This window comes from Streptomyces sp. NPDC012935 (assembly GCF_042900345.1).
Classification (GTDB): Bacteria; Actinomycetota; Actinomycetes; order Streptomycetales; family Streptomycetaceae; genus Streptomyces.
Window position 1 is genome coordinate 18,658 of record NZ_JBIBBC010000005.1, and the last position, 22,194, is coordinate 40,851.

Consider the following 22,194-nt stretch of genomic DNA (forward strand, 5'->3'; position numbering starts at 1 on the left):
ATGATGTGTACGACAGGCCCTAAGTGCGCGGGGGCCCGGCGCCGCGACGGTGCCGGGCCCCCGCGCGAGGTCGGTCACTCGGAGGGTGCCCAATAGTCCAGCAGCGTGGCCACTCCGGGTTCCAGCGTTTTCCAGCTGCCGCTGAAGGACAGGACGGCGAAGGCGGCGGTCGGGAAGCCCCGGCGGCTCATCCGGTCGCGCGGTTCGGCCTCGGCCGAACCGGAGAGGATCTCGGCGAGGCCCTGTACGCCCGGGTTGTGGCCGATCAGCAGCACGTTCTGCGCGTCGTCGGGCGTTTCGTTGAGCACGGCAATCAGTTCGCCGGGCGAAGCCTCGTACACCCGCTCTTCGTAGACGGTTTTCGGCCGGTGCGGGAACTCATGGACGGCGAGCTTCCAGGTCTCCCGGGTCCGGGTCGCGGTGGAGCACAGGGCCAGGTCGAAGGGGATGTCGGTGTCGGCCAGCCTGCGGCCGGCCTCAGCCGCGTCCATTCGGCCCCGGTCGGCGAGCGGCCGCTCGTGGTCGTTCACCTGTGGCCAGTCGGCTTTCGCATGCCGGAAGAGGACAATCCTGCGGGATTCTGCGACGCTCATGAGATCCAGCTTCGCATGAAACAGGCCACGGGGCGCAGGGAGTTGACGGGCGGCTTCGGCGGTGCTCAGCGCGTGATCAGCTGCATTATGCGCTCGAAGAGCTGGGTGATCGCGGGCTCGGCGGTCGCGGCATGCGCGTCGGCCGGGTCGAGTATCAGCATCAGCAGCGTGATGAAGGCGAGCGTCGGCAGGGCGAGGGCCCACCAGGGCAGCCGGATGTCGGCACGGCCCGTGGACGCCGGGTGGGGCGGGGTGTGCGTGCGGGCCGACATGTCGCCTCCGTGAGTCTTCGAGTGGTCCGTGTCCGCCTCACGCGGTCACACTTCGAAGGTACGGACTCGGCGACTCTCAACCCATCCGGTGATCCACCCAGTTGACCCTGACACTCACCCCCTAGGGGATGGTGGTGCTAGCCCCACCATCGCCGGGCCGCGGTGCGTCGAGGGATGTCTCTGAGGGTGCGTGTGTCAGGGCGAGGCGATCGTCGCGATGACGGCGATGATCACGAAGATGGCGAAGAACGTGCCGAAGACGAGCAGCAGCTTCTTCTGGCCGTTCCGGGGGTTCGGGTCGAGCACTGGCATACGGCAAGTCTCGCACCCTTGGGCCGCGGCGGGTCCTTTGGGGTGGCGCTCAGCGCGCCGCCTCGTCCTCGACCGTGCGGTTGCGTCCCGCCAGGACACCCACCGCCATCTGCGGGACCATCAGGCCGGCCATGAGTGCGATCGGCAGCCCCCAGCCACCGCTGTGCTGGTAGAGCACGCCGACCAGGAGCGGGCCGGGGATCGAGATCAGATAGCCGGTGCTCTGCGCGAAGCCCGACAGCTGGGCGACTCCCGCACTGGTCCTGGCCCGCATGCCGACCATGGTGAGGGCCAGCGGGAACGAGCAGTTGGAGACGCCGAGCAGCAGCGCCCAGACCCAGGCGCCGGCGACCGGCGCGAGGTACAGACCGGCGTACCCGACCAGGCCGCAGGCGCCCAGCGCGAGCACGATCGGCCCCTGGTGGGGCAGCCTGGTGGCGAGGCGCGGGATGACGAAGGCGAGGGGCACGCCCATCACCATGGTGAGGGCGAGCAGCAGCCCCGCCGTGCCGGCGTGCACACCGGCGTCCCGGAAGATCTGCGCCATCCAGCCCATCGTGATGTAGGCGCCGGTGGCCTGGAGCCCGAAGTAGACGGCAAGGGCCCAGGCGGTGCGGCTCCGGGTGATCCGCAGCTCGGGTGCGGGCACGCGCGTGTGGTTCTGCAGCGCGGCGGACGTCGCCCCCCGGTCCCGTACGAAGGGAATCCACGGCAGTACTGCCACCGCCGCGAGCGCCGCCCACACCGTGAGCCCGGTCTGCCAACTTCCGCCCAGTGCCTCGGTCATGGGCACCGTGACCGCCGCGGCGGACGCGGTGCCCAGGGCGAGGGCCATCGAGTACAGGCCGGTCATGGAGCCGACCCGGTCCGGGAACCAGCGCTTGACGATGACCGGCATCAGGACGTTGCTGACGGCGATGCCCATGAGGGCGAGGGCGCTCGCCGCCAGGAATCCGCCCGTGCTGCCCACGTACGGGCGCAGGAGCAGGCCGGCGGTGATGGCGACCATGCCCGCGCACACCACCGCCCCGGGGCCGAAGCGGCGGGCGAGCCGGGGGGCCATGACGCCGAAGACGGCGAAGCACAGCGGGGGCACGGACGTGAGCAGTCCGGCCACGCTGCCGCTCATGCCGAGCCCGTCGCGGACCTCTTCGAGCAGCGCGCCGAGGCTGGTGATGGCGGGGCGCAGGTTCAGCGCGGTCAGCACGATGCCGAGCACGACCAGCCGCACCGTCCACGTGCCCGTCCACGCGCGCGTGGCGGGCTCCGCCGTGGTGGGTGCCTGCGGGGTGCGTATGCGCGTGGACGTCGCCGTCCGGTTTTCCTCACGTGCCATGCGGCCCATCATAGAATCATGGGATGATTGGTTGTCCACCCCTGGGCTGCCCGGCCCCGGCCCTACCGTGCGAAGGTGTGCCATGCCCCTGAGCAACCCCCGTCGTTCGGCGCTGTCCGAGCAGGTCATCGCCGCGCTGCGGAACCAGATCACCTCGGGCGAATGGCCGGTCGGCACCCGCATCCCGACCGAGCCCGAGCTGGTCGAGCAGCTCGGTGTGGCCCGCAACACGGTCCGTGAGGCGGTCCGCGCGCTCGCGCACAACGGCCTGCTGGACATCCGCCAGGGCTCCGGCACCTACGTGGCGGCCACCAGCGAGCTGGCCGGCGTGATGCACCGCCGCTTCGCCGACGCCGACCCCCGGCACATCGCCGAGCTGCGCTCGACGCTGGAGTCGGGCGCCGCGCAGCTGGCCGCCGAGCGGCGCACCGAGAAGGACCTCAAACAGCTGGACGCGCTGCTGACGCGGCGCGAGGAGGCCTGGGAGTCGGGCGACACGGAGGCGTTCGTGACGGCCGACGCGACCTTCCACCTGGCGGTGGTCGCGGCCTCCCACAACGACGCGATGATCGCGATGTACGCCGACCTGGGCGAGGTCCTGCGGGACTGGCTGCGCGACGACGTCGGTGCGGAGCTGACGCCGGAGTCGTACCTGGACCACGCCCGGCTGGTCGACGCGATCCACGCGGGTGACGCGTCGGCGGCCGGGACAGAGGCCGCGGGCTATCCCTTCCACTGCCGTCCGGGGCGCTTCAGCGCTCCTGCCGGTGGCTGACCCATGCCGAACCGACCTCTTTCCAGCAGCGCCCGGTAAGCCGCACGGTCTGCGCGGGCTCGGCGTCCACCGGGGAGCCGTCGCTGTCGATGTCCCACCAGCGGGCGCACTCCACGTGCAGGCTCACCCGGTCGGTCTCCGGATAGGGGTTGTGGCAGAACGCGGTCACATGGGAGCCGGTGACGTTGACCCGGCAGGCCGCGCCGAACGGCTCCCAGGGCTCCGCTTCCGCTTTCGCGGCGTGCACGCGTGCGTGCGCATGGGCCATCGCCTCGTACGAAATCGGCAGTACGAGTGCGACGGCAACGGTCGTCGAGGCCAGGCGGCGGGAAAAGCGCACAACGGGACCTCCTCGGCCGTACGGGGGAGGGGCTCGCGTGATGAACGCGTACTCCAGACTGCGCTGTCGCAGGCCTCCCCCGCCTCGCCGGATGGGCCGAACGGGTGACGCCCCGCTCCCCCGCGCGCGGCGGGAGAACGGGGCGTCGACGGCGTACGGGAGATCAGGCGCCGATGGCGTGCAGGCCGCCGTCCACGTGGACGATCTCGCCGGTGGTCTTCGGGAACCAGTCGCTCAGCAGGGCGACGACGCCCTTGCCGGCCGGCTCCGGGTCCTCCAGCTTCCACTCCAGCGGAGAGCGGTTGTCCCAGACGGACGCCAGCTCGGCGAAGCCGGGGATGGACTTCGCGGCCATGGAGCCGATCGGACCGGCCGAGATCAGGTTGCAGCGGATGTCGTGCTTGCCGAGGTCACGCGCCATGTAGCGGTTCGTGGCCTCCAGGGCGGCCTTGGCCGGGCCCATCCAGTCGTACTGCGGCCAGGCGAACTGCGCGTCGAAGGTGAGGCCGACGACGGATCCGCCCTCGGTCATCAGCGGCAGCAGCGCCATGGTCAGCGACTTCAGGGAGAAGGCGGAGACATGCATGGCGGTGGCCACGGACTCGAACGGCGTGTTCAGGAAGTTGCCGCCGAGCGCGTCCTGGGGCGCGAAGCCGATGGAGTGCACGACGCCGTCGAGCTTGTCGCCCAGGTGCTCACGCACCTGGCTCTCCAGGCGGGCGAGGTGCTCGTCGTTGGAGACGTCGAGCTCCAGGACCTTGACCTTCTCGGGCTGGGGGAGCTTCTTGGCGATGCGCTCGGTGAGCGTCGGCCGCGGCCAGGCGGTGAGGATGATCTCCGCGCCCTGCTCCTGGGCCAGCTTCGCGGTGTGGAAGGCGATGGAGGACTCCATCAGCACACCGGTGATGAGGATCTTCTTGCCCTCAAGGATTCCAGCCATGGTGATCAGTGACCCATTCCCAGTCCGCCGTCAACGGGAATGACGGCTCCAGTGATGTACGAGGCGTCGTCCGACGCGAGGAACCGCACCGCAGCGGCGATCTCGTCCGGCTGCGCGTACCGGCCGAGCGGGACCTGCGTCACGATGTTCGCACGCTGCTCGTCGGTGAGGACCTTGGTCATGTCGGTGTCGACGAAGCCGGGCGCGACGACGTTGAAGGTGATGTTGCGCGAGCCCAGCTCACGGGCGAGGGAGCGCGCGAAGCCGACCAGGCCGGCCTTGGAGGCGGCGTAGTTGGCCTGACCGGGACCGCCGTACAGTCCGACGACCGACGAGATGAGCACCACACGGCCCTTCTTGGCGCGCAGCATGCCGCGGTTGGCACGCTTGACCACGCGGAAGGTGCCGGTGAGGTTGGTGTCGACGACCGAGGTGAAGTCCTCCTCGGACATGCGCATCAGGAGCTGGTCCTTGGTGATGCCGGCGTTGGCGATCAGAACCTCGACCGGGCCGTGCTCGGCCTCGATCTCCTTGTAGGCCTGCTCCACCTGCTCGGTGTCGGTGATGTCGCACTTGACGGCCAGGAAGCCGGCCGGCGGCTCTCCCGAGCGGTACGTGATCGCGACCTTGTCGCCGGCGTCGGCGAAAGCTCGGGCGATGGCGAGGCCGATGCCCCGGTTGCCTCCGGTGACGAGAACCGAGCGGCTCAACGGATCACCCTTTCGATTGGGGTCTGACACACCCGCCCGAACACTGGATGGCAGGCGGCTTCCCCGAAAACCTATCGGGCCTCTCGCGCCGGAGGACATTCGGGCACCGACAGTGGCTTACGGGTGTCACTGTCGGGTCCCTACAGAAAGTGGCGCAGTCCAGCCGGAAACGTGTGGTCCGTGGGCCCGGCCGCGCGACATGATCGGTCCCGACAGGCCACGACAGCAGGGAGACCTCCGTGCCCCATACGATCGACGAAGCCTTCACGGCGCTTCCGCTACGCGCCCTGGCCGACGCGGCGCTGGCACGCGCGCGTGCGCTGGGTGCCGAGCACGCGGACTTCCGGTTCGAGCGGGTGCGCAGCGCGTCCTGGCGGCTGCGGGACGCCAAGCTCGCCGGGTCCTCGGACACCACCGACCTCGGGTACGCGGTGCGGGTCGTGCACGGCGGCACCTGGGGGTTCGCATCCGGGGTTGACCTGACGCTGGACGCCGCCGCCAAGGTCGCCTCGCAGGCGGTCGCGATGGCGAAGCTGTCCGCCCAGGTGATCAAGGCCGCCGGGTCGGACGAGCGGGTGGAGCTCGCCGACGAGCCCGTGCACACCGACCGGACGTGGATCTCGGCGTACGAGATCGATCCGTTCACCGTGCCCGACGAGGAGAAGTCGGGGCTGCTCGCGGACTGGAGCGCGCGGCTGCTGGCGGCGGACGGGGTCAATCACGTCGACGCCTCGCTGCTCACCGTCCACGAGAACAAGTTCTACGCGGACACCGCCGGAACCGTGACCACCCAGCAGCGGGTCCGGCTGCACCCGCAGCTGACGGCCGTGTCGGTGGACGAGTCGACCGGCGAGTTCGACTCCATGCGCACCATCGCGCCACCCGTGGGACGCGGCTGGGAGTACCTGACGGGCACCGGCTGGGACTGGGGCGACGAACTCGCGCGCATCCCCGAGCTGCTCGCCGAGAAGATGCGGGCGCCGAGCGTCGAGCCGGGGCCCTACGACCTCGTCGTCGACCCCTCCAACCTGTGGCTGACCATCCACGAGTCCATCGGCCACGCCACCGAACTGGACCGCGCCCTCGGCTACGAGGCCGCCTACGCCGGCACCTCCTTCGCCACCTTCGACCAGCTCGGCAAGCTCCGGTACGGCTCCGACCTGATGAACGTCACCGGTGACCGCACCGCCGAACACGGCCTCGCGACCATCGGATACGACGACGAGGGCGTCGCGGGCCAGTCCTGGGACCTGGTGAAGAACGGCACGCTCGTCGGCTACCAGCTGGACCGGCGGATCGCGAAGCTGACCGGGTTCGAGCGGTCCAACGGGTGCGCGTTCGCCGACTCCCCCGGCCATGTGCCGGTGCAGCGCATGGCCAATGTGTCGCTGCAGCCGGATCCGGCCGGGATGTCGACGGAGGATCTGATCGGCGGCGTCGACCGGGGCATCTACGTGGTCGGTGACCGGTCCTGGTCGATCGACATGCAGCGCTACAACTTCCAGTTCACCGGGCAGCGGTTCTTCAGGATCGAGAACGGTCGGATCACCGGCCAGCTGCGGGACGTGGCCTACCAGGCGACGACCACGGACTTCTGGGGCTCCATGGCCGCGGTGGGCGGTCCGCAGACGTATGTCCTGGGCGGCGCCTTCAACTGCGGCAAGGCGCAGCCGGGGCAGGTCGCGGCGGTCTCGCACGGCTGCCCGTCGGCCCTCTTCAAGGGCGTCAACATTCTGAACACCACGCAGGAGGCCGGTCGATGAGCGCCCGTACCAACAAGCCGCACGAGATCGTCGAGCGGGCCCTGGAGCTGTCCCGGGCCGACGGGTGCGTCGTCATCGCCGACGAGCAGTCGACCGCCAATCTGCGCTGGGCCGGGAACGCGCTGACCACGAACGGCGTCACGCGCGGGCGGACGCTCACCGTCATCGCGACCGTGGACGGCAAGGAGGGCACGGCTTCCGGGTCCGTGTCGCGGTCGGCCGTGACGGTGGACGAGCTGGAGCCGCTGGTGCGGGCCGCCGAGGCCGCCGCGCGCGGCGCCGGGCCCGCCGAGGACGCGCAGCCGCTGGTGGCGGACGTACCGACGGCGCCGGACTTCACCGACGCCCCGGCCGAGACGTCGTCCACGGTGTTCGCCGACTTCGCGCCGGCGCTCGGTGAGGCGTTCGCACGCGCGCGTGCGGGCAACCGGGAGCTGTACGGCTTCGCCAACCATGAGCTGGTGTCCACGTACGTGGGCACGTCCACCGGGCTGCGGCTGCGGCACGACCAGCCGAACGGCACCCTGGAGCTGAACGCCAAGTCCCCGGACCGCACCCGCTCGGCGTGGGCGGGGCGCTCCACGCGGGACTTCAAGGACGTGGACGCCACGGCGCTGGACGCCGAGCTGGCCGTACGCCTCGGCTGGGCCGAGCGCCGCCTGGAGCTGCCGGCGGGCCGGTACGAGACGCTGCTGCCGCCGACCGCCGTGGCCGACCTGCTGATCTACCAGATGTGGTCGGCGTCGGGGCGGGACGCGGTCGAGGGCCGGACGGTGTTCTCCAAGCCCGGCGGCAAGACGCGTGTCGGTGAGCAGCTGAGCGAGCTGCCGCTGACGCTGCGCAGCGACCCGAACGAACCGGGCCTGGAGTCCGCGCCCTTCCTGATCGCGCACTCCTCCGGGGGCGACCAGTCCGTCTTCGACAACGGGCTGCCGCTCGCGGCCACCGAGTGGATGAGCGAGGGCCGGCTGAAGCACCTCACCACCAGCCGGCACAGCGCGGGACTGACCGGTCTGCCGGTGGCGCCGGGCATCGAGAACCTGATCCTGGACGGTGGCGAGGACCGCTCGCTCGAGGAGATGGTCGCGAACACCGAGCGCGGGCTGCTGCTGACCTGCCTCTGGTACATCCGCGAGGTCGACCCGGCGACGCTGCTGCTCACCGGTCTGACCCGGGACGGGGTGTACCTCGTCGAGAACGGCGAGGTGACGGGCGAGGTGAACAACTTCCGGTTCAACGAGTCGCCGGTGGGTCTGCTGGGGCGGGTGACGGAGGCGGGGCGTACGGAGAAGACCCTGCCCCGGGAGTGGAGTGACTGGTTCACCAGGGCGGCGATGCCGGCGCTGCGCGTCCCCGATTTCAACATGAGCTCTGTCAGTCAGGGCGTATAACCTCGTAGGCGGCTGTCACCCGACTGCCCGAGATCATCAAGGAGACACGAGAACCGTGACGGACATCGTCGACGAGCTGAAGTGGCGCGGCGTGATCGCCCTGTCCACTGACGAGGACGCATTGCGCAAGGCGCTCGCGGACGGTCCCGTCACGTTCTATTGCGGTTTCGACCCGACCGCGGCCAGCCTGCACGTCGGCCACCTGGTCCAGGTCCTCACCATGCGCCGCCTCCAGCAGGCGGGGCTGCGCCCGCTGGCGCTGGTCGGCGGCGCGACGGGGCAGATCGGCGACCCGCGCCCGACGGCCGAGCGCACGCTGAACGACCCGGAGACGGTCGCGAACTGGGTGAACCGCCTGCGTGGGCAGATCGAGCCGTTCCTGTCCTTCGAGGGCGACAACGCCGCGGTGATGGTGAACAACCTGGACTGGACGGCCGGCCTGTCGGCCATCGAGTTCCTGCGGGACATCGGCAAGCACTTCCGCGTCAACAAGATGCTGACCAAGGACTCGGTCGCCCGCCGGCTCCAGTCCGAGGAGGGCATCAGCTACACCGAGTTCAGCTACCAGCTGCTCCAGGGCATGGACTTCCTCGAGCTGTACCGGCGGCACGGCTGCACGCTCCAGCAGGGCGGCAGCGACCAGTGGGGCAACCTCACGGCCGGTCTGGACCTGATCCACAGGCTGGAGCCGCACGCCAATGTGCATGCTCTGGCGACGCCGCTGATGACCAAGGCGGACGGCACCAAGTTCGGCAAGACCGAGGGCGGCGCCATCTGGCTCGACCCGGAGATGACGACGCCGTACGCGTTCTACCAGTTCTGGCTGAACGCGGACGACCGGGACATCTCCACCTACATGCGCATCCTGTCCTTCAAGTCCCGTGCGGAGCTGGAGGAGCTGGAGAAGCAGACCGAGGAGCGTCCGCAGGCCCGTGCCGCGCAGCGTGCGCTGGCCGAGGAGCTGACGACGCTGGTGCACGGCGCCGACCAGACGGCCGCCGTGATCGCCGCGTCCAAGGCCCTCTTCGGCCAGGGCGAGCTGGCGGAGCTGGACGACCGGACGCTGGCCGCGGCCCTCTCCGAGGTGCCGCACATCCAGGTCGAGCAGCTCGGCGCGGTCGTCGACCTCTTCGCCGAGGTCGGCCTGGTGGCCAGCAAGTCCGCCGCGCGGCGCACCGTGAAGGAGGGCGGGGCCTACGTGAACAACGTCAAGGTCGCCGGCGAGGACGCGGTCCCCGCGAAGGAGGACCTGCTGCACGGGCGGTGGCTGGTGCTGCGGCGCGGGAAGAAGAACCTGGCGGCGGTCGAGGTCACCGGGGTCTGAGCGGACGTACACACAGCGATGGGGCGGCCTCCTGGAAGGGAGGCCGCCCCATCGGCATGATCATGCTCGGGTTTGCCGCTTCCTCTTGCCCAGCGTCGCCAGGTACAGCATGTCGCCCAGGTACACGATGATCACCGCGGCGACGATCTGGAAGATGTGCCGGCTCCAGTCGATGCCCCTGGTCGCGTCGACACCGAACGCTCGGGCGACGGAGTTGCCGACGATGGCGCCGAGGATGCCGAAGATGGTCGTCAGCCAGAGGGGGCTGTGCTGCTTGCCGGGGATGAGCGCCTTCGCGATCAGACCCAGCACGAATCCCACGATGATCGCCCACAACCAGCCCATGGCTGCCTCCTCGTACGGCTCGGGGTGAGCAGTACGCCCAGTCTTGGTCCGGCCCTGGTACGCCGCATGCCGGGTACCGCCGTACGCGTTACGGCTGGCGGTGTTCCTCCAGGTGACAGGTGCCCCGGTCTCGTAGGCGGCGGAGCCGAGGCGTACCGTGGAGGGTGTCCTGGCCCGGGACCCCGACCGGGGGCGGACGGGTACGGGCACGGGAGAGTCCGATGCGGGCGGATGGTGGAATGTGATGCGGAAGCTGCATGCGAGCGGCCACACCGAGGTGTTCCGGATCACCGGAGCCCGGGCGGGTCTCCAGGACGATGTGCGCGCCCGGCAGCGCCGGTACATCATCTCGATGTCGATCCGTACGCTGTCGGTGATCCTCGCAGCCTCGTTGTGGAACGTCGAACGGCACGTCGCGATCGTGGCGTTGGTCCTCGGCGCTGTCCTGCCGTATATCGCGGTGGTGATCGCCAACGCGGGGCGGGAGAATGCGCCAGGTCTGCCGTCCACGTTCGTGACCGCGCCGATGCGGCCGATGATCACGCCACCGCGGACGAACGACGGTTTCGCGGAATCGGTCCCGGAAGATGTTGTGGGCGACTCCGCGCCGGGTGCACAGGGCAAACCGCACGACGGGGCGTGATCCCGCGGACCCCTTCCCTCCGGAAGCCGAATCCAAGCCAAGCTCAGGAAAAGCTCAGATCAATAGTGTTGTTCCGGTGCCGGGCGACGGGTTACCCGTGACATACTTCGTAGGCGCTCCGCATCCCCCGTCGGAGCGACAGACCGACGCCGGGCAGCTCCCCCCGTGGCTGCTCGGCGTCGCCTTTTGTGCGCGAATCTGTGAGACGAATCTGTGAGTGACGAGACGCCGATCTGCTCCGCCAAGGGGTGCCGTGCCGACGCCGTGTGGGTGCTGGCGTGGAACAACCCGAAGATTCACACGCCGGAGCGGCGCAAGACGTGGCTCGCCTGTGACGAGCACCGCGAGCATCTGTCGCAGTTCCTCGGGGTGCGGGGGTTCTTGAAGGACGTGGTCCTGCTCGCGGAGTGGGAAGAGGTCCCCTCAGCCACCGATGGCTGACATCGGCCGGTCCGGCTGCACGAACGACGGGTCGTCCAGGCCCGCTCCCGCCTTCTTGCCCCACATCGCCAGCCGCCAGATGCGCGCGATCTCCTCGTCGGGGGCGTCGGAGCGCAGCGCCGCTCGCAGGTCCGTCTCCTCCGTGGCGAACAGGCACGTGCGGACCTGACCGTCGGCGGTCAGGCGGGTGCGGTCGCAGGCCGAGCAGAACGGGCGGGTGACGGAGGCGATGACACCCACCACGTGCGGGCCGCCGTCCACCACCCAGCGCTCCGCCGGGGCAGAGCCGCGCTTCTCCGCGCCTTCGGGGGTCAGCTCGAAGCGGGTGCGCAGGGAGGTCAGGATGTCCCCGGCCGTGATCATGCCGTCGCGCTTCCAGCCGTGCTGGGCGTCCAGGGGCATCTGCTCGATGAAGCGCAGTTCGTAGTCGTGCTCCACCGCCCAGGCGAGCAGGTCGGGGGCCTCGTCGTCGTTGAGGCCGGGCATCAGGACCGAGTTGACCTTGACCGGGGTCAGGCCGGCATCCCGGGCCGCGTCCAGGCCCTCGATGACGTCCTTGTGGCGGTCACGGCGGGTGAGGGTCTTGAAGACGTCCGGGCGCAGGGTGTCCAGGGAGACGTTGACCCGGTCCAGGCCTGCGGTCTTCAGGGCGGCGGCGGTGCGCTTGAGGCCGATGCCGTTGGTGGTCAGCGACATCTGGGGGCGGGGCTCCAGGGCCGCGACGCGCTCGACTATGCCGACCAGTCCGGGGCGCAGCAGGGGCTCGCCGCCGGTGAAGCGGACTTCCTCGATGCCGAGGGAGGTGACGGCGATGTCGATCAGGCGGACGATCTCGTCGTCCGTGAGCAGGTCGGGCTTGGCCAGCCACTGCAGGCCCTCCTCGGGCATGCAGTACGTGCACCGCAGATTGCAGCGGTCGGTCAGCGAGACCCTCAGGTCGGTGGCCACTCGGCCGTAGGTGTCGATGAGCACGTGGGCCCCCTCCCTCGTCACGGCCAGATTCAACTTCCTACACCTGCGAGCCTACGTGACCGCACTGACAGCGACACCGTCCCGATCCCACGACGTACGGTGCGGCCGCGTCGTAGAGATCTACGACGCGGCCGCCCGGAACGGGCTTTTCAGGGGCTGCTAGTGGGCGCCGGTGCCGGTCAGGGACCGGACCTCCAGCTCCGCGTACTTGCCGGCGTCGGGCTCCTCCTTGGACAGGACGGTGCCGAGCCAGCCCATGAGGAAGCCGAACGGGATGGAGATGATGCCCGGGTTCTTCAGCGGGAACCAGGCGAAGTCGACGTCGGGGAACATCGCCTTGGGGTCGCCGGAGACGACGGGCGAGAACAGCACCAGGCCGACGGCGACGATCAGACCGCCGTAGATCGACCACAGCGCGCCCTGGGTGGTGAACCTCTTCCAGAACAGGCTGTAGAGGATCGTCGGCAGGTTGGCGGAGGCCGCGACCGCGAAGGCCAGGGCGACCAGGCCGGCGACGTTCAGGTCGCGGGCGAGGGCGCCGAGGAGGATGGAGACGGCGCCGATGCCGATGGTGGCGAGGCGGGCCGCCCGGACCTCCTCCTTCTCGGTGGCCTGGCCCCTCCTGATGACGTTGGCGTAGATGTCGTGGGCGAACGACGAGGACGACGCCAGCGTCAGGCCGGCGACCACGGCGAGGATCGTCGCGAAGGCCACCGCCGAGATGGTGGCGAGCAGGATCGCGCCCCACGCCGAGTCGACGCCGCCCAGGTGCAGGGCGAGCAGCGGTGCCGCCGTGTTCCCTGATGGGTTCGACGCGATGATCTCGTCCTGCGAGATGAGCGCCGCGGCGCCGAATCCGAGGGCGATGGTCATCAGGTAGAAGCCGCCGATGATGCCGATGGCCCAGTTCACGGACTTCCTGGCGGCCTTGGCGTTGGGCACCGTGTAGAAGCGGATCAGGATGTGCGGCAGACCGGCGGTGCCGAGGACCAGGGCGATGCCGAGGGAGATGAAGTCCAGCTTGGAGGTGCCGGTGGCGCCGTACTGCAGGCCGGGCTCCAGGAAGGCGGCGCCCTTGCCGCTGTTCTCGGCGGCCTTGCCCAGCAGGTCCGAGATGTTGAAGTTGAACTTCAGCAGCACCAGGAACGTAATCAGGATCGTGCCGCCGATGAGCAGCACGGCCTTGACCATCTGGACCCAGGTGGTGCCCTTCATGCCGCCGATGGAGACGTACACGATCATCAGGACACCGACGAGACCGACGATGAGGATCTTGCCCGCGTCGGAGGTGATGCCGAGCAGCAGCGAGACCAGGACGCCGGCACCGGCCATCTGGGCCAGCAGGTAGAAGATCGACACGACGATCGTGGAGGTGCCGGCCGCCGTGCGCACCGGACGCTGGCGCATGCGGTACGCGAGGACGTCACCCATCGTGTAGCGGCCGGAGTTCCTGAGCGGCTCGGCCACCAGGAGCAGCGCGACCAGCCAGGCGACCAGGAAGCCGATGGAGTAAAGGAAACCGTCGTAACCGAAGAGGGCGATGGCGCCCGCGATGCCGAGGAAGGACGCGGCGGACATGTAGTCGCCGGAGACGGCGAGGCCGTTCTGGAAGGCGCTGAACGAGCGTCCGCCCGCGTAGAAGTCGGCGGCGTCCTTGGTCTGGCGGCCCGCCCACACGGTGATGAAAAGGGTCGCGACCACGAAGAGCGCGAACAGGGTGATGATCAGCGGCCGGTGCTCGCTGGCCTCGTTGGCGGCGAGCTGCACATGGGTCATCGCGGGGCTCATGCGCCGCCCTCCATACGGGTCTTGATGGCCTCGGCCTTGGGGTCGAGCTTGGCGCTTGCGTGCCGCGCGTACCACCAGGCGATGAGGAACGTGGTGACGAACTGGGCGATACCGAAGACGAACGCGATGTTGATGTTGCCGAACAGCTTGGTGCCCATGAAGTCGCCCGCGTAGTTCGAGAGCAGGACGTACAGCAGGTACCAGGCGATGAAGGCGACTGTCAGCGGAAAGGCGAACGAGCGGTAGGAGCGGCGCAGTTCACCGAACTCCGCGCTCTCGTGCACCTCGACGAACTCCTCGGTGGAAGGGAGTTTGTGTTGCTCTTTCGAGGGGGGCGGTGCGTCGGTGGCCACGGAGTCTCCTCGCGTTGCGGGCGCTGTTGCGACGGTGGACGGGGACGGTTCGGGGATCGGGGACGGATCAGCAGTGGCGGACGGCTCGGGTACGGACATGACGGCTCTGTTCCTCGCAGTGACGCGGATCACTTGAACCGGCTGGCGATGTTAGGGCCCCGGCGCGTGATCCAACAGGGGGCTCGATCGTGCTCGCGCCTCCTGTCCAAGGTCACGGCGCCACGCGAGGACCGGTTCAACTCCCCGCACTTCTTTCCGAAGTCGATCGGCCGGATTGCTGGCCAGCAGGTTCGGGGATAGCTTCGCCTCTGCACCACTCGTCATGTACCTGCCTGAGCGCCAACCGGTGTCTCGGGTGGTCTCGTTCCGGATGATGTGGAGATCCCATGGCTCATCTGCGGTCCAGACGCCGACTCGGCCTCGCCGCCCCGCTCGCCCTGTCCCTGACGGCCTCGCTCGGCTTTCTGCCGACGGCGGCATCGGCAGCCGCACCTCCCGCGCAGCCCGTCGCGCAGGTCACGGACGCGCCCGCGCTGGCCTATGTCGTGAACACCCGCCAGGACCGCCGCACGATCGAGTCGGTGAAGAAGGCGATCGCCACGGCCGGCGGAACGGTCGTGATCGCGTACGAGAAGATCGGCGTGATCGTCGTCCACTCGGCGAACCCCGACTTCGCGAAGGCCATGCGCTCGGTGCGGGGCGTCCAGTCGGCGGGTGCCTCGCGTACGGCTCCCCTGACCGCCGCCGGGACCACGGACGAGGGCCCCGCCCAGCTCATGACGGAGCAGCAGGCGGCACGGACGCAGAGCGCCGCGGCGGGCGCCGACGAGCCTCTCGAGGCCGACCAGTGGAACCTGCGCGCCATCGGCGCCGACCGGGCGGCGAAGATCAATCCCGGCAGCCGCAGGGTGACCGTCGCCGTGATCGACAACGGCGTCGACGACACCCACCCCGACCTCGCGCCGAACTTCTCCGCCGGCCAGTCCGCGAACTGCGCGGGCGGCAAGGCGGACACCAGCCCCGGCGCCTGGCGGCCGTACACCACCGCCGACGGTCACGGCACCCATGTGGCGGGCGAGATCGCCGCGCCGCGCAACGGCATCGGCATCGCCGGCGTCGCCCCCGGCGTCCAGGTCTCCGCCATCCAGGTGAGCGACCCGGTCAACGGCCTCTTCTACCCCGAAAGCGTCGTCTGCGCCTTCGTCTTCGCCGCCGATCACGGCGTGGAGATCACGAACAACAGCTACTACGTCGACCCGTGGCTCTACAACTGCATGGACGATCCGGACCAGCGGGCCATCGTCGACGCGGTCAACAGGGCCCAGCAGTACGCCCAGAACAAGGGCACGCTCAACCTGGCGTCGGCGGGCAACTCCAACCACGACCTCGCCTCCGACGCGATCGTCGACGACAGCAGCCCCGATGACTCGACCCCGGTCGAGCGCACCGTCGACCCGCACGAATGCTTCGACGTTCCGACGCAGTTGCCGGGGATCGTCACGGTCAGCGCGACGGGCGTGCAGAACCTCAAGTCGTACTACTCCACGTACGGTTACGGCGTCATCGACATCGCGGCGCCGGGCGGCGACCGGCTGTACCAGATCCCGGACACCCCGTCGAAGAACGGGCGCATCCTGGCCACCCTCCCGGACGGCAAGTACGGCTTCCTGCAGGGCACGTCGATGGCGTCCCCGCAGGCCGCGGGAGTGGCGGCGCTGCTGAAGTCCCGGTACCCGCACGCGACCGGCTCCCAGTTGCACGCGCTCCTGAAGGCGCAGGCGGACAACCCGGGCTGCCCCGAGTCGTACGACCAGGACGGCGACGGCAAGCAGGACGCGGTGTGCGAGGGCGGCAAGCGGTACAACGGCTTCTACGGGTTCGGCATCGTCAACGCGCTGGACGCCGTTGACTGAGTCGAAAACGACTCCTTTGACTGAGTCAAATACTGCATAGTGCAGTAATGACTCCGACCAGCACTCCGATCAGTACTGCCTGGTCCGCGGTGGGCGGCGATCCCGCCCTCCTTCCGCGGCTGTCGACCGTGGTGCGGGAAGGCGCGTTGCATGCGCGCCTTCCCGTACGGGAGTTGGCGCGCGCGTGCGTGGGCGCGTGTGCGCTGGCCGCCGCCGAGTTGGCGGCGCGACGGGCCGGGCTCTTTGAAGTGCCCGGGGTACGACTGGACGACGGGGCGATCGCCACCGCATTCGTGAGCGAACGGCATCTGCTGGTCGACGGGCGCGCACCGGTCAACTTCGCCCCGCTGTCGCGGTTCTGGCGCACCTCGGACGGCTGGGTGCGCACGCATGCCAACTATCCGCACCACCGGGCCCGGCTGCTGACCGCGCTGGGGGTGACGCGGGAGGATCCGGACGCCGTCGGAGCGGCGCTCGCCGAGCGTTCCGCGCGCGAGGTGGAGGAAGCCGTGTACGCGGCCGGTGGGCTGGCCGTGGCGCTGCGTACGCCCGAGGAGTGGGTGGCGCACGAGCAGGCGGCCGCGGTGGCGCGGCGGCCACTGGTCGAGCACGAGCGGTCGGACACGGCACGCGCGCGTGCGCTCCCGTCCCTCGACGGCTCTCCCCTGCTGCCCGCCGCCGGGGTACGCGTACTGGACCTGACACGGGTCATCGCCGGACCGGTCGCCACCCGCACCCTCGCGCTGCTCGGCGCCGACGTCCTGCGTGTGGACGCGCCGCAGCAGCCCGAACTCCCGGACCAGCACGCGGACACGGGCTTCGGAAAGCGCTCGGCGACGCTGGACCTGACGACGGACCGGCGCACCTTCGAGGAACTGCTCGCGGAGGCTGACGTCGTCGTCACCGGATACCGGCCGGGCTCCCTGGACCGGTTCGGGCTGTCGGCGCGTGCACTGACCGAGCGGCGGCCGGGGCTGGTCGTGGCGGAGGTGTCGGCTTGGGGAGCGTACGGGCCGTGGGGCGAGCGGCGCGGGTTCGACAGCCTCGTGCAGGTCGTCACCGGGATCGCCGCGACCGAGGGAGGCATGACCGACGGATCGGCCGGGCAACCCGGGGCGCTGCCCGCGCAGGCCCTCGACCACGGGACCGGGTATCTGCTGGCGGCTGCCGTGCTGCGGGCTCTGACCGAGCAGTTGGAGCAGGGGTACGGCCGGTGCGTACGGCTGTCGCTGGCGCGTACGGCGAAGTGGCTGACGACCGGAATCCAGCCGTCCGGCGAGGGCACCCTGACGTCACAGGCGTCGGAATCGGCGGAGGTCTACGACGGGCCCGACGCCTGGCTCACCGAACGGGACAGCGCGCTCGGGCGGCTGCGGTACGCCCGGTCACCGGTGTCTTTCGCGGGCGGCCCCGTCGACTGGGCCCGGCCGCCGGGGGTTTGGGGCGCGGATCCCGCGCGGTGGGCCTGAGCACCGTAGGGCGGGACCCGCGGAGCGGGCTGAGCACCGTAGGGCGGGACCCGCGCGGAGCCGGCTGAGCACCGAGGGCGGGACCCGCGGAGCAGGCTGAGCACCGGAGGCCGCCTTTCCAGGGGCTTTTCTGAGCGTCGGGGCCACCGATGCCGTACCTCTGGGCGGAATGCCACACCACCACTTGTTTTCTGGTGCTTGCCCGACTATGTGATTTTTGTGAAGATCTTGAGGTGACGTTGACAAGACCTTCTCCCGGCGTGATCGACGGGAGCGCGCCAAGACCCCGACCCGGCATCAGCCGGGCCGTGGCCGTTCTCGTCCTGGTCGCGCTGGCGGCGCTGATCCCCCTGCTCGGGCCGTCGGCCGCGCTGCACGGCACCGGGGAGGCCGCCGCGCCCGGCACCGGCGGGATCGGGCTGCTGCGCGCGGTGCTGTTCGCGGCGCTGTGCGTCCCGGCAGGCGAGCTGTTCGTGAACCGGCTGGCGCGGTCCGTGCCCGGCGCTCCCCCTGCCATGCCCCGCAGTTGGGCGCCCTACGCGGCGGCGGCCGGTTTCCTCGCCGCACTCGCCCTCGCGTCGGTCGTGTCCACCGGCAACCTCGTGCCTAACAGCCCGGCCGACCTCGACGTGGGCGGCCTCTACGCCACGCGCGACGGCAAGCTCGCGCTGCTGGAGGTCAACGCCTTCGCCGTGGCCGGGCTGTGCGCCCTCTCGCGCCGGCCGGTCACCCAGCTCTGGCCGCTGGCCGCGGTCGTGGTCGCCGAGGCGCTGCGCGCGCACCCCACGACCGAGCACAGCCCCCTGCTGGGCTCGGGTCTGACGCTGGTGCACCTGACCTGCGCGACGCTCTGGGTCGGCGGCCTGTTGTATGCCCTGCGAACCCTGCGCGCATGGGGCGTCAGGGAGGGGGGCGCGGCCCTGCTGGGCCTCTACGCGCGCGTGGCGGCCGTGCTGCTCGCCGCGATCACGGCGACCGGGGTGTGGAGTTCGCTGCGCCGGATGCCGCCGGACACGCTCCTGCACCAGCTGACGGAGACGGCGTACGGGCGTGTCCTGCTGGCCAAGGTGATCCTGATGGTGGCCGTGGTCGCGCTCGCCCTGTGGGCGCGGATCCGGCTGCGCCGCGCGGCCGACCCGCTGGCCGCCTGCTCGCCCGCGCGGGCGGAGGTCGTCGCCCTGGGCGTGGTGGTCGTCGTGTCGGGACTGCTGACGGCACTTCCGGTGCCGATCCGCTGGTGAGGGTTTCGCGTGCGCGAGGGCTTGACGGCGAGGGCTCCACGATGAGGTCTTCACGGTGCAGCAACCGAGCTTGCCGCTGACGCCGTACGTCGTTGCAGGGAGCCGTACGCGCTACACCCCCGCCACGTCCAGCAGCGTCCCGGCCGCGTACGTGACCCCCATGGCCAGCGCCCCGCCCGCCATGTTGCGCAGCACGGCGCGCGGTGGGGCGGCGGCGCCCAGGCGGGCACTGCTCCAGCCGGTCAGGGCGAGAGCGGCCAGGACGGAGGCGACGGTGACCGCCAGCCGCCAGTCCGCCGGCGGCAGCACCATGGCCAGCAGCGGCAGCAGCGCCCCGACCGTGAACGCCAGAAAGCTCGCCCACGCCGCGTGCCACGGGTCGGTCAGCTGGTCCGGGTCGATGCCGAGCTCCACGCGCGCGTGTGCCTTCAGAGCGTCCCGTTCCGTCAGCTGGACCGCCGCCTCCGCGGCCACCTCCCGGGACAGCCCGCGCCGTTCCAGCAGTTCGGCCAGCTCCGCGAGCTCCGCCTCCGGCTGCTCCCGCAACTCCCGCTTCTCCAGGGCCAGCGCCGCCTTCTCCGAGTCGCGCTGGGTGGAGACCGAGACGTACTCCCCCGCCGCCATCGACATCGACCCGGCGAGCAGCCCGGCCAGCCCGGCCGTGAGCAGCGCCGCTCGCTCGTCGGTCGCACCGGCCACGCCGACGACGAGCCCCGCGGTCGACACGATGCCGTCGTTCGCTCCGAGAACCGCCGCCCGCAACCAGTTCAGCCGCCGGCCCAGCGCGCCGCCGTGGGTCTCGTCATGCGTCGAGTCGGTCATATGCGGAGGATCGCACCGCAGGGGACATCGGGAACGTACCGACGCTCCCGGGCCGGTGCCGGGCGCAGCACGTGCGACCGCCACCGCCGGCGGCCGCCCGCAACGCCGCGCGCATGCCGACCGGTTGACGCGCTGACGTTCGTGGCGTTCGAACGGGCGGGCGGGGCAAGGCACCTGACGGGCAGGAGTGTCAGTCCGGGCCCGTATCCTCAGTGACCATGCTCGAAGACCCTGCGACCGCAGCGCCCTCCCCCACAGCATGGCCGACCGCGTATCCCCAGGGATATGCGGTCGTTGACGTGGAGACCACCGGTCTGGCCCGGGACGACCGGATAATCTCCGCGGCCGTGTACCGGCTGGACGCGCGCGGCGAGGTCGAGGACCACTGGTACACGCTGGTCAACCCGGAGCGCGACCCGGGCCCGGTCTGGATCCACGGTCTGACGAGTGAGGCGCTGGAGGGTGCTCCCCTCTTCACGGACATCGCCGAGGAGTTCTCGGCCCGGCTGGACGGCCGGGTCCTCGTCGCGCACAACGCCGTCTTCGACTGGCAGATGATCGCGCGGGAGTACGCGCGCGCGCAGCGCCGGGCCCCGGTGCGGCAGCGGCTGTGCACCATCGCGCTGTCCAAGGAGCTGGGCCTGCCGCTGCCCAACCACAAGCTGCAGTCGCTGGCCGCGCACTTCGGCGTCGTGCAGCAGCGCGCGCACCATGCGCTGGACGACGCGCGCGTGCTGGCGGAGGCGTTCCGGCCGAGCCTGCGGGCCGCCGCGGCGGGCAGTGTGCGGCTGCCGCTGCAGGAGTGCCTGCCGCTGACCGAGTGGCGGGACACCGCGGCTGCGGCGCCCCGGATCGGCCAGCAGGCGGGCTCTCATGGCGGGTATGGCGGCACCGGCGGGCACACCGGCTACAGCAATCATCAGCCGACCAGTTGGCGGCCGTCCCGCAAAAGGCCCGCCTGCCCCCATCCGAACCCAGGTCGCTACGAAGACGGCAAACGGCTCAAGCAGGGCATGCGGGTCGCCTTCTCCGGAGACACGTCCGTCGAGCGCGACCTGCTGGAGGACCGTGCGATCGAGGCCGGGCTGCATGTGTCGACGAGCCTGTCCCGGCTGACCAGCCTGCTCGTCACGAACGACCCGGACGCGGGCACGTCCAAGGTCGTCAAGGCCCGCCAGTACGGGACGCCGGTGATCGACGAGGCGGCGTTCGGACAACTCCTGCGGGACGTGGAACCGGCGTCGGAGCGGTGACCGTACGGACGGGTGATTGCCGCGCGACTCGCCCGGAGCCCCCTCGCCCGGACCGCGGGGACGGATCACCCTGTGGCGCATGGCGACATGTGAAGTGTGCGGAAACGACTACGGCATGACCTTCGAGGTGCACGCGCAGGGCGCGGTGCACGTCTTCGACTGCTTCTCCTGTGCGATCCACCGCATGGCACCCATCTGCGAGCACTGCCGTGTGCAGGTCATCGGGCAGGGTGTCGAGGTCGAGGGTCACTGGTATTGCGGCGCCCACTGCGCCCGCGCGGAAGGAAAGGCGGGGATCGTCGACAAGGTCTGACCAGGTACCCGCCTGAACGCACCCCACGACCGAGTTGTACGGTCGTGGGGTGTACCGCTTCCTGTTGTCCCGGCAGTGGGTGATCCTCACGCTGGTCGCCCTGCTGCTCATCCCCACGATGATCAGGCTGGGCATCTGGCAGATGCACCGCTACGAGGAGCGCAGCGCCCGGAATCAGCTGGTCGCCGACGCCCTGGGCGCGAAGCCGCTGCCCGTGGAGAGGCTGACCTCTCCGGGGCACGAGGTCACCAGCAAGGAGCGCTACCGCACAGTGACAGCGGTGGGCCACTTCGACACCGACCAGGAGGTCGTGGTCAGGCGGCGCGTCAACTCCGACGAAGAGGTCGGCTTCCACGTCCTCACCCCCTTCGTCCTGACGGACGGCAAGGTGCTGCTGGTCAACCGCGGCTGGATCCCCGCGGACGGGCCCAGCCAGACGGCGTTCCCCAAGGTCCCTGCGCCGCCGGACGGCCGTGTCACGGTGACCGGGCGGCTGATGCCGGACGAGACGACCGAGGCCAGCGGGATCAAGGACCTCAAGGGCCTTCCCGACCGGCAGGTCATGCTGATCAACAGCGGGCAGGAGGCTCGTCGCCTCGACGCGTCGGTGCTCGGGGGGTACGTCGTGCAGACGACTCCCGAGCCGGCGGGGGATGCGCCGGAGCTGATCGGCAAGCCGGGTAACGAGAACGCTCCGCTGAATTACGCCTATGCCCTGCAATGGTGGCTCTTTGCTGCCGGGGTGCCTGTGGGGTGGCTGGTCCTGGCTCGTCGGGAGGCCCGTGAGCGGCGGGCCGCGGAGACGGAGAAGCCGGCCGAGGCAGAGCCGGTGGGTGTGTAGTACCCGGCGTTGACGGGGGGAGCTTTACGCCCACCGCCGTGGCC

General features: G+C 70.4%; 24 protein-coding genes. 12 read left to right on the forward strand and 12 right to left on the reverse strand.

The window, feature by feature from the left end; all coding sequences use genetic code 11:
- Positions 1–74: 74 nt before the first annotated feature.
- The 4 genes from ACFY5C_RS14230 to ACFY5C_RS14245 form a co-directional block, all read right to left on the reverse strand.
- Complete coding sequence (locus ACFY5C_RS14230; RefSeq protein WP_363034166.1) at positions 75–593, reverse strand: histidine phosphatase family protein; 519 nt, start codon at positions 591–593, stop codon at positions 75–77.
- 65 nt (positions 594–658) lie between these two features.
- The gene (locus ACFY5C_RS14235; RefSeq protein WP_389444187.1) at positions 659–865 is read right to left on the reverse strand and encodes a hypothetical protein; all 207 of its coding nucleotides are present in this window, start codon (positions 863–865) and stop codon (positions 659–661) included.
- A gap of 195 nt (positions 866–1,060) precedes the next feature.
- Positions 1,061–1,177 (reverse strand): SGM_5486 family transporter-associated protein, encoded by a 117-nt coding sequence (locus ACFY5C_RS14240; protein WP_389444188.1) that lies wholly within the window; start codon positions 1,175–1,177, stop codon positions 1,061–1,063.
- Positions 1,178–1,226: 49 nt separating this feature from the next.
- On the reverse strand, positions 1,227–2,525 hold the full coding sequence (locus ACFY5C_RS14245; protein WP_389444190.1) for a CynX/NimT family MFS transporter: 1,299 nt from the start codon (positions 2,523–2,525) through the stop codon (positions 1,227–1,229).
- A 70-nt stretch (positions 2,526–2,595) separates the two neighbouring features.
- On the opposite strand from ACFY5C_RS14245, the gene ACFY5C_RS14250 reads away from it, so the two are divergent.
- The gene (locus ACFY5C_RS14250; RefSeq protein ID WP_389444191.1) at positions 2,596–3,288 is read left to right on the forward strand and encodes a FadR/GntR family transcriptional regulator; all 693 of its coding nucleotides are present in this window, start codon (positions 2,596–2,598) and stop codon (positions 3,286–3,288) included.
- On the opposite strand, the gene ACFY5C_RS14255 is transcribed toward ACFY5C_RS14250, so the two are convergent.
- The 3 genes from ACFY5C_RS14255 to fabG form a co-directional block, all read right to left on the reverse strand.
- Complete coding sequence (locus ACFY5C_RS14255; RefSeq protein ID WP_389444193.1) at positions 3,266–3,628, reverse strand: hypothetical protein; 363 nt, start codon at positions 3,626–3,628, stop codon at positions 3,266–3,268. The two genes, ACFY5C_RS14250 and ACFY5C_RS14255, sit on opposite strands and share 23 nt — an antisense overlap.
- A gap of 163 nt (positions 3,629–3,791) precedes the next feature.
- Entirely contained in the window at positions 3,792–4,568 is a 777-nt protein-coding gene (gene fabI / locus ACFY5C_RS14260) for an enoyl-ACP reductase FabI (protein WP_389444194.1), read from the reverse strand.
- Between the two features lie 5 nt (positions 4,569–4,573).
- Positions 4,574–5,278 carry a 3-oxoacyl-[acyl-carrier-protein] reductase gene (fabG, locus tag ACFY5C_RS14265; RefSeq protein WP_328428666.1) on the reverse strand — a complete coding sequence of 235 codons (705 nt, stop codon included), beginning with the start codon at positions 5,276–5,278 and terminating at the stop codon, positions 4,574–4,576.
- A 239-nt stretch (positions 5,279–5,517) separates the two neighbouring features.
- Between fabG and ACFY5C_RS14270 the strand changes: the two genes are divergently transcribed.
- From ACFY5C_RS14270 to tyrS, 3 genes are read left to right on the forward strand one after another with little or no spacing between them, the layout of a single operon-like run.
- On the forward strand, positions 5,518–7,041 hold the full coding sequence (locus tag ACFY5C_RS14270; protein ID WP_389444196.1) for a TldD/PmbA family protein: 1,524 nt from the start codon (positions 5,518–5,520) through the stop codon (positions 7,039–7,041).
- A complete protein-coding gene (locus tag ACFY5C_RS14275) occupies positions 7,038–8,432 on the forward strand; it encodes a metallopeptidase TldD-related protein (protein WP_389444197.1) in 1,395 nt (464 codons plus the stop codon). Before ACFY5C_RS14270 ends, ACFY5C_RS14275 begins: the two co-directional genes overlap by 4 nt.
- A gap of 55 nt (positions 8,433–8,487) precedes the next feature.
- On the forward strand, positions 8,488–9,756 hold the full coding sequence (gene tyrS / locus ACFY5C_RS14280; RefSeq protein WP_389444199.1) for a tyrosine--tRNA ligase: 1,269 nt from the start codon (positions 8,488–8,490) through the stop codon (positions 9,754–9,756).
- 60 nt (positions 9,757–9,816) lie between these two features.
- Here the strand turns inward: tyrS and ACFY5C_RS14285 are convergent, their stop codons facing one another.
- Positions 9,817–10,101 carry a GlsB/YeaQ/YmgE family stress response membrane protein gene (locus ACFY5C_RS14285; RefSeq protein WP_389444811.1) on the reverse strand — a complete coding sequence of 95 codons (285 nt, stop codon included), beginning with the start codon at positions 10,099–10,101 and terminating at the stop codon, positions 9,817–9,819.
- A gap of 244 nt (positions 10,102–10,345) precedes the next feature.
- Here ACFY5C_RS14285 and ACFY5C_RS14290 point away from each other — a divergent pair, with 244 nt between their 5' ends.
- Entirely contained in the window at positions 10,346–10,744 is a 399-nt protein-coding gene (locus tag ACFY5C_RS14290; protein WP_389444200.1) for a DUF3099 domain-containing protein, read from the forward strand.
- 213 nt (positions 10,745–10,957) lie between these two features.
- Positions 10,958–11,185 carry a hypothetical protein gene (locus tag ACFY5C_RS14295; RefSeq protein ID WP_389444202.1) on the forward strand — a complete coding sequence of 76 codons (228 nt, stop codon included), beginning with the start codon at positions 10,958–10,960 and terminating at the stop codon, positions 11,183–11,185.
- Here ACFY5C_RS14295 and moaA read toward each other — a convergent pair.
- The 3 genes from moaA to ACFY5C_RS14310 all read right to left on the reverse strand — a co-directional run bounded on the left by moaA (position 11,168) and on the right by ACFY5C_RS14310 (position 14,298).
- Positions 11,168–12,157, reverse strand: coding sequence for a GTP 3',8-cyclase MoaA (gene moaA, locus ACFY5C_RS14300; RefSeq protein WP_389444812.1), 990 nt, complete (start codon positions 12,155–12,157; stop codon positions 11,168–11,170). The two genes, ACFY5C_RS14295 and moaA, sit on opposite strands and share 18 nt — an antisense overlap.
- Before the next feature lie 159 nt (positions 12,158–12,316).
- On the reverse strand, positions 12,317–13,945 hold the full coding sequence (locus ACFY5C_RS14305; protein ID WP_389444204.1) for a cation acetate symporter: 1,629 nt from the start codon (positions 13,943–13,945) through the stop codon (positions 12,317–12,319).
- Entirely contained in the window at positions 13,942–14,298 is a 357-nt protein-coding gene (locus ACFY5C_RS14310; protein ID WP_383597487.1) for a DUF485 domain-containing protein, read from the reverse strand. Before ACFY5C_RS14310 ends, ACFY5C_RS14305 begins: the two co-directional genes overlap by 4 nt.
- Positions 14,299–14,684: 386 nt before the next feature.
- Here ACFY5C_RS14310 and ACFY5C_RS14315 point away from each other — a divergent pair, with 386 nt between their 5' ends.
- The 3 genes from ACFY5C_RS14315 to ACFY5C_RS14325 all read left to right on the forward strand — a co-directional run bounded on the left by ACFY5C_RS14315 (position 14,685) and on the right by ACFY5C_RS14325 (position 18,921).
- Positions 14,685–16,211 (forward strand): S8 family serine peptidase, encoded by a 1,527-nt coding sequence (locus ACFY5C_RS14315; RefSeq protein WP_389444206.1) that lies wholly within the window; start codon positions 14,685–14,687, stop codon positions 16,209–16,211.
- Between the two features lie 47 nt (positions 16,212–16,258).
- On the forward strand, positions 16,259–17,680 hold the full coding sequence (locus ACFY5C_RS14320; protein ID WP_389444208.1) for a CoA transferase: 1,422 nt from the start codon (positions 16,259–16,261) through the stop codon (positions 17,678–17,680).
- Positions 17,681–17,913: 233 nt separating this feature from the next.
- On the forward strand, positions 17,914–18,921 hold the full coding sequence (locus ACFY5C_RS14325) for a CopD family protein (protein WP_389444210.1): 1,008 nt from the start codon (positions 17,914–17,916) through the stop codon (positions 18,919–18,921).
- Positions 18,922–19,032: 111 nt separating this feature from the next.
- Here the strand turns inward: ACFY5C_RS14325 and ACFY5C_RS14330 are convergent, their stop codons facing one another.
- On the reverse strand, positions 19,033–19,743 hold the full coding sequence (locus ACFY5C_RS14330) for a VIT family protein (protein ID WP_389444211.1): 711 nt from the start codon (positions 19,741–19,743) through the stop codon (positions 19,033–19,035).
- A 218-nt stretch (positions 19,744–19,961) separates the two neighbouring features.
- Here ACFY5C_RS14330 and ACFY5C_RS14335 point away from each other — a divergent pair, with 218 nt between their 5' ends.
- The 3 genes from ACFY5C_RS14335 to ACFY5C_RS14345 all read left to right on the forward strand — a co-directional run bounded on the left by ACFY5C_RS14335 (position 19,962) and on the right by ACFY5C_RS14345 (position 22,150).
- Entirely contained in the window at positions 19,962–20,996 is a 1,035-nt protein-coding gene (locus ACFY5C_RS14335) for a DEDDh family exonuclease (RefSeq protein ID WP_389444213.1), read from the forward strand.
- A gap of 79 nt (positions 20,997–21,075) precedes the next feature.
- Positions 21,076–21,309 (forward strand): hypothetical protein, encoded by a 234-nt coding sequence (locus ACFY5C_RS14340; RefSeq protein WP_369270173.1) that lies wholly within the window; start codon positions 21,076–21,078, stop codon positions 21,307–21,309.
- Between the two features lie 49 nt (positions 21,310–21,358).
- Entirely contained in the window at positions 21,359–22,150 is a 792-nt protein-coding gene (locus tag ACFY5C_RS14345; RefSeq protein ID WP_389444214.1) for an SURF1 family protein, read from the forward strand.
- The last annotated feature ends 44 nt before the right edge of the window (positions 22,151–22,194 follow it).

Bases quoted from the DNA above. Each gene is read 5' to 3' on its own strand.
- ACFY5C_RS14230 (WP_363034166.1), bottom strand. From the start codon at position 593: ATGAGCGTCGCAGAATCCCGCAGGATTGTCCTCTTCCGGCATGCGAAA.
- ACFY5C_RS14235 (WP_389444187.1), bottom strand. From the start codon at position 865: ATGTCGGCCCGCACGCACACCCCGCCCCACCCGGCGTCCACGGGCCGT.
- ACFY5C_RS14240 (WP_389444188.1), bottom strand. From the start codon at position 1,177: ATGCCAGTGCTCGACCCGAACCCCCGGAACGGCCAGAAGAAGCTGCTG.
- ACFY5C_RS14245 (WP_389444190.1), bottom strand. From the start codon at position 2,525: ATGATGGGCCGCATGGCACGTGAGGAAAACCGGACGGCGACGTCCACG.
- ACFY5C_RS14250 (WP_389444191.1), top strand. From the start codon at position 2,596: ATGCCCCTGAGCAACCCCCGTCGTTCGGCGCTGTCCGAGCAGGTCATC.
- fabI (WP_389444194.1), bottom strand. From the start codon at position 4,568: ATGGCTGGAATCCTTGAGGGCAAGAAGATCCTCATCACCGGTGTGCTG.
- ACFY5C_RS14275 (WP_389444197.1), top strand. From the start codon at position 7,038: ATGAGCGCCCGTACCAACAAGCCGCACGAGATCGTCGAGCGGGCCCTG.
- ACFY5C_RS14285 (WP_389444811.1), bottom strand. From the start codon at position 10,101: ATGGGCTGGTTGTGGGCGATCATCGTGGGATTCGTGCTGGGTCTGATC.
- ACFY5C_RS14290 (WP_389444200.1), top strand. From the start codon at position 10,346: ATGCGGAAGCTGCATGCGAGCGGCCACACCGAGGTGTTCCGGATCACC.
- ACFY5C_RS14305 (WP_389444204.1), bottom strand. From the start codon at position 13,945: ATGAGCCCCGCGATGACCCATGTGCAGCTCGCCGCCAACGAGGCCAGC.
- ACFY5C_RS14315 (WP_389444206.1), top strand. From the start codon at position 14,685: ATGGCTCATCTGCGGTCCAGACGCCGACTCGGCCTCGCCGCCCCGCTC.
- ACFY5C_RS14320 (WP_389444208.1), top strand. From the start codon at position 16,259: ATGACTCCGACCAGCACTCCGATCAGTACTGCCTGGTCCGCGGTGGGC.
- ACFY5C_RS14330 (WP_389444211.1), bottom strand. From the start codon at position 19,743: ATGACCGACTCGACGCATGACGAGACCCACGGCGGCGCGCTGGGCCGG.
- ACFY5C_RS14335 (WP_389444213.1), top strand. From the start codon at position 19,962: ATGCTCGAAGACCCTGCGACCGCAGCGCCCTCCCCCACAGCATGGCCG.
- ACFY5C_RS14340 (WP_369270173.1), top strand. From the start codon at position 21,076: ATGGCGACATGTGAAGTGTGCGGAAACGACTACGGCATGACCTTCGAG.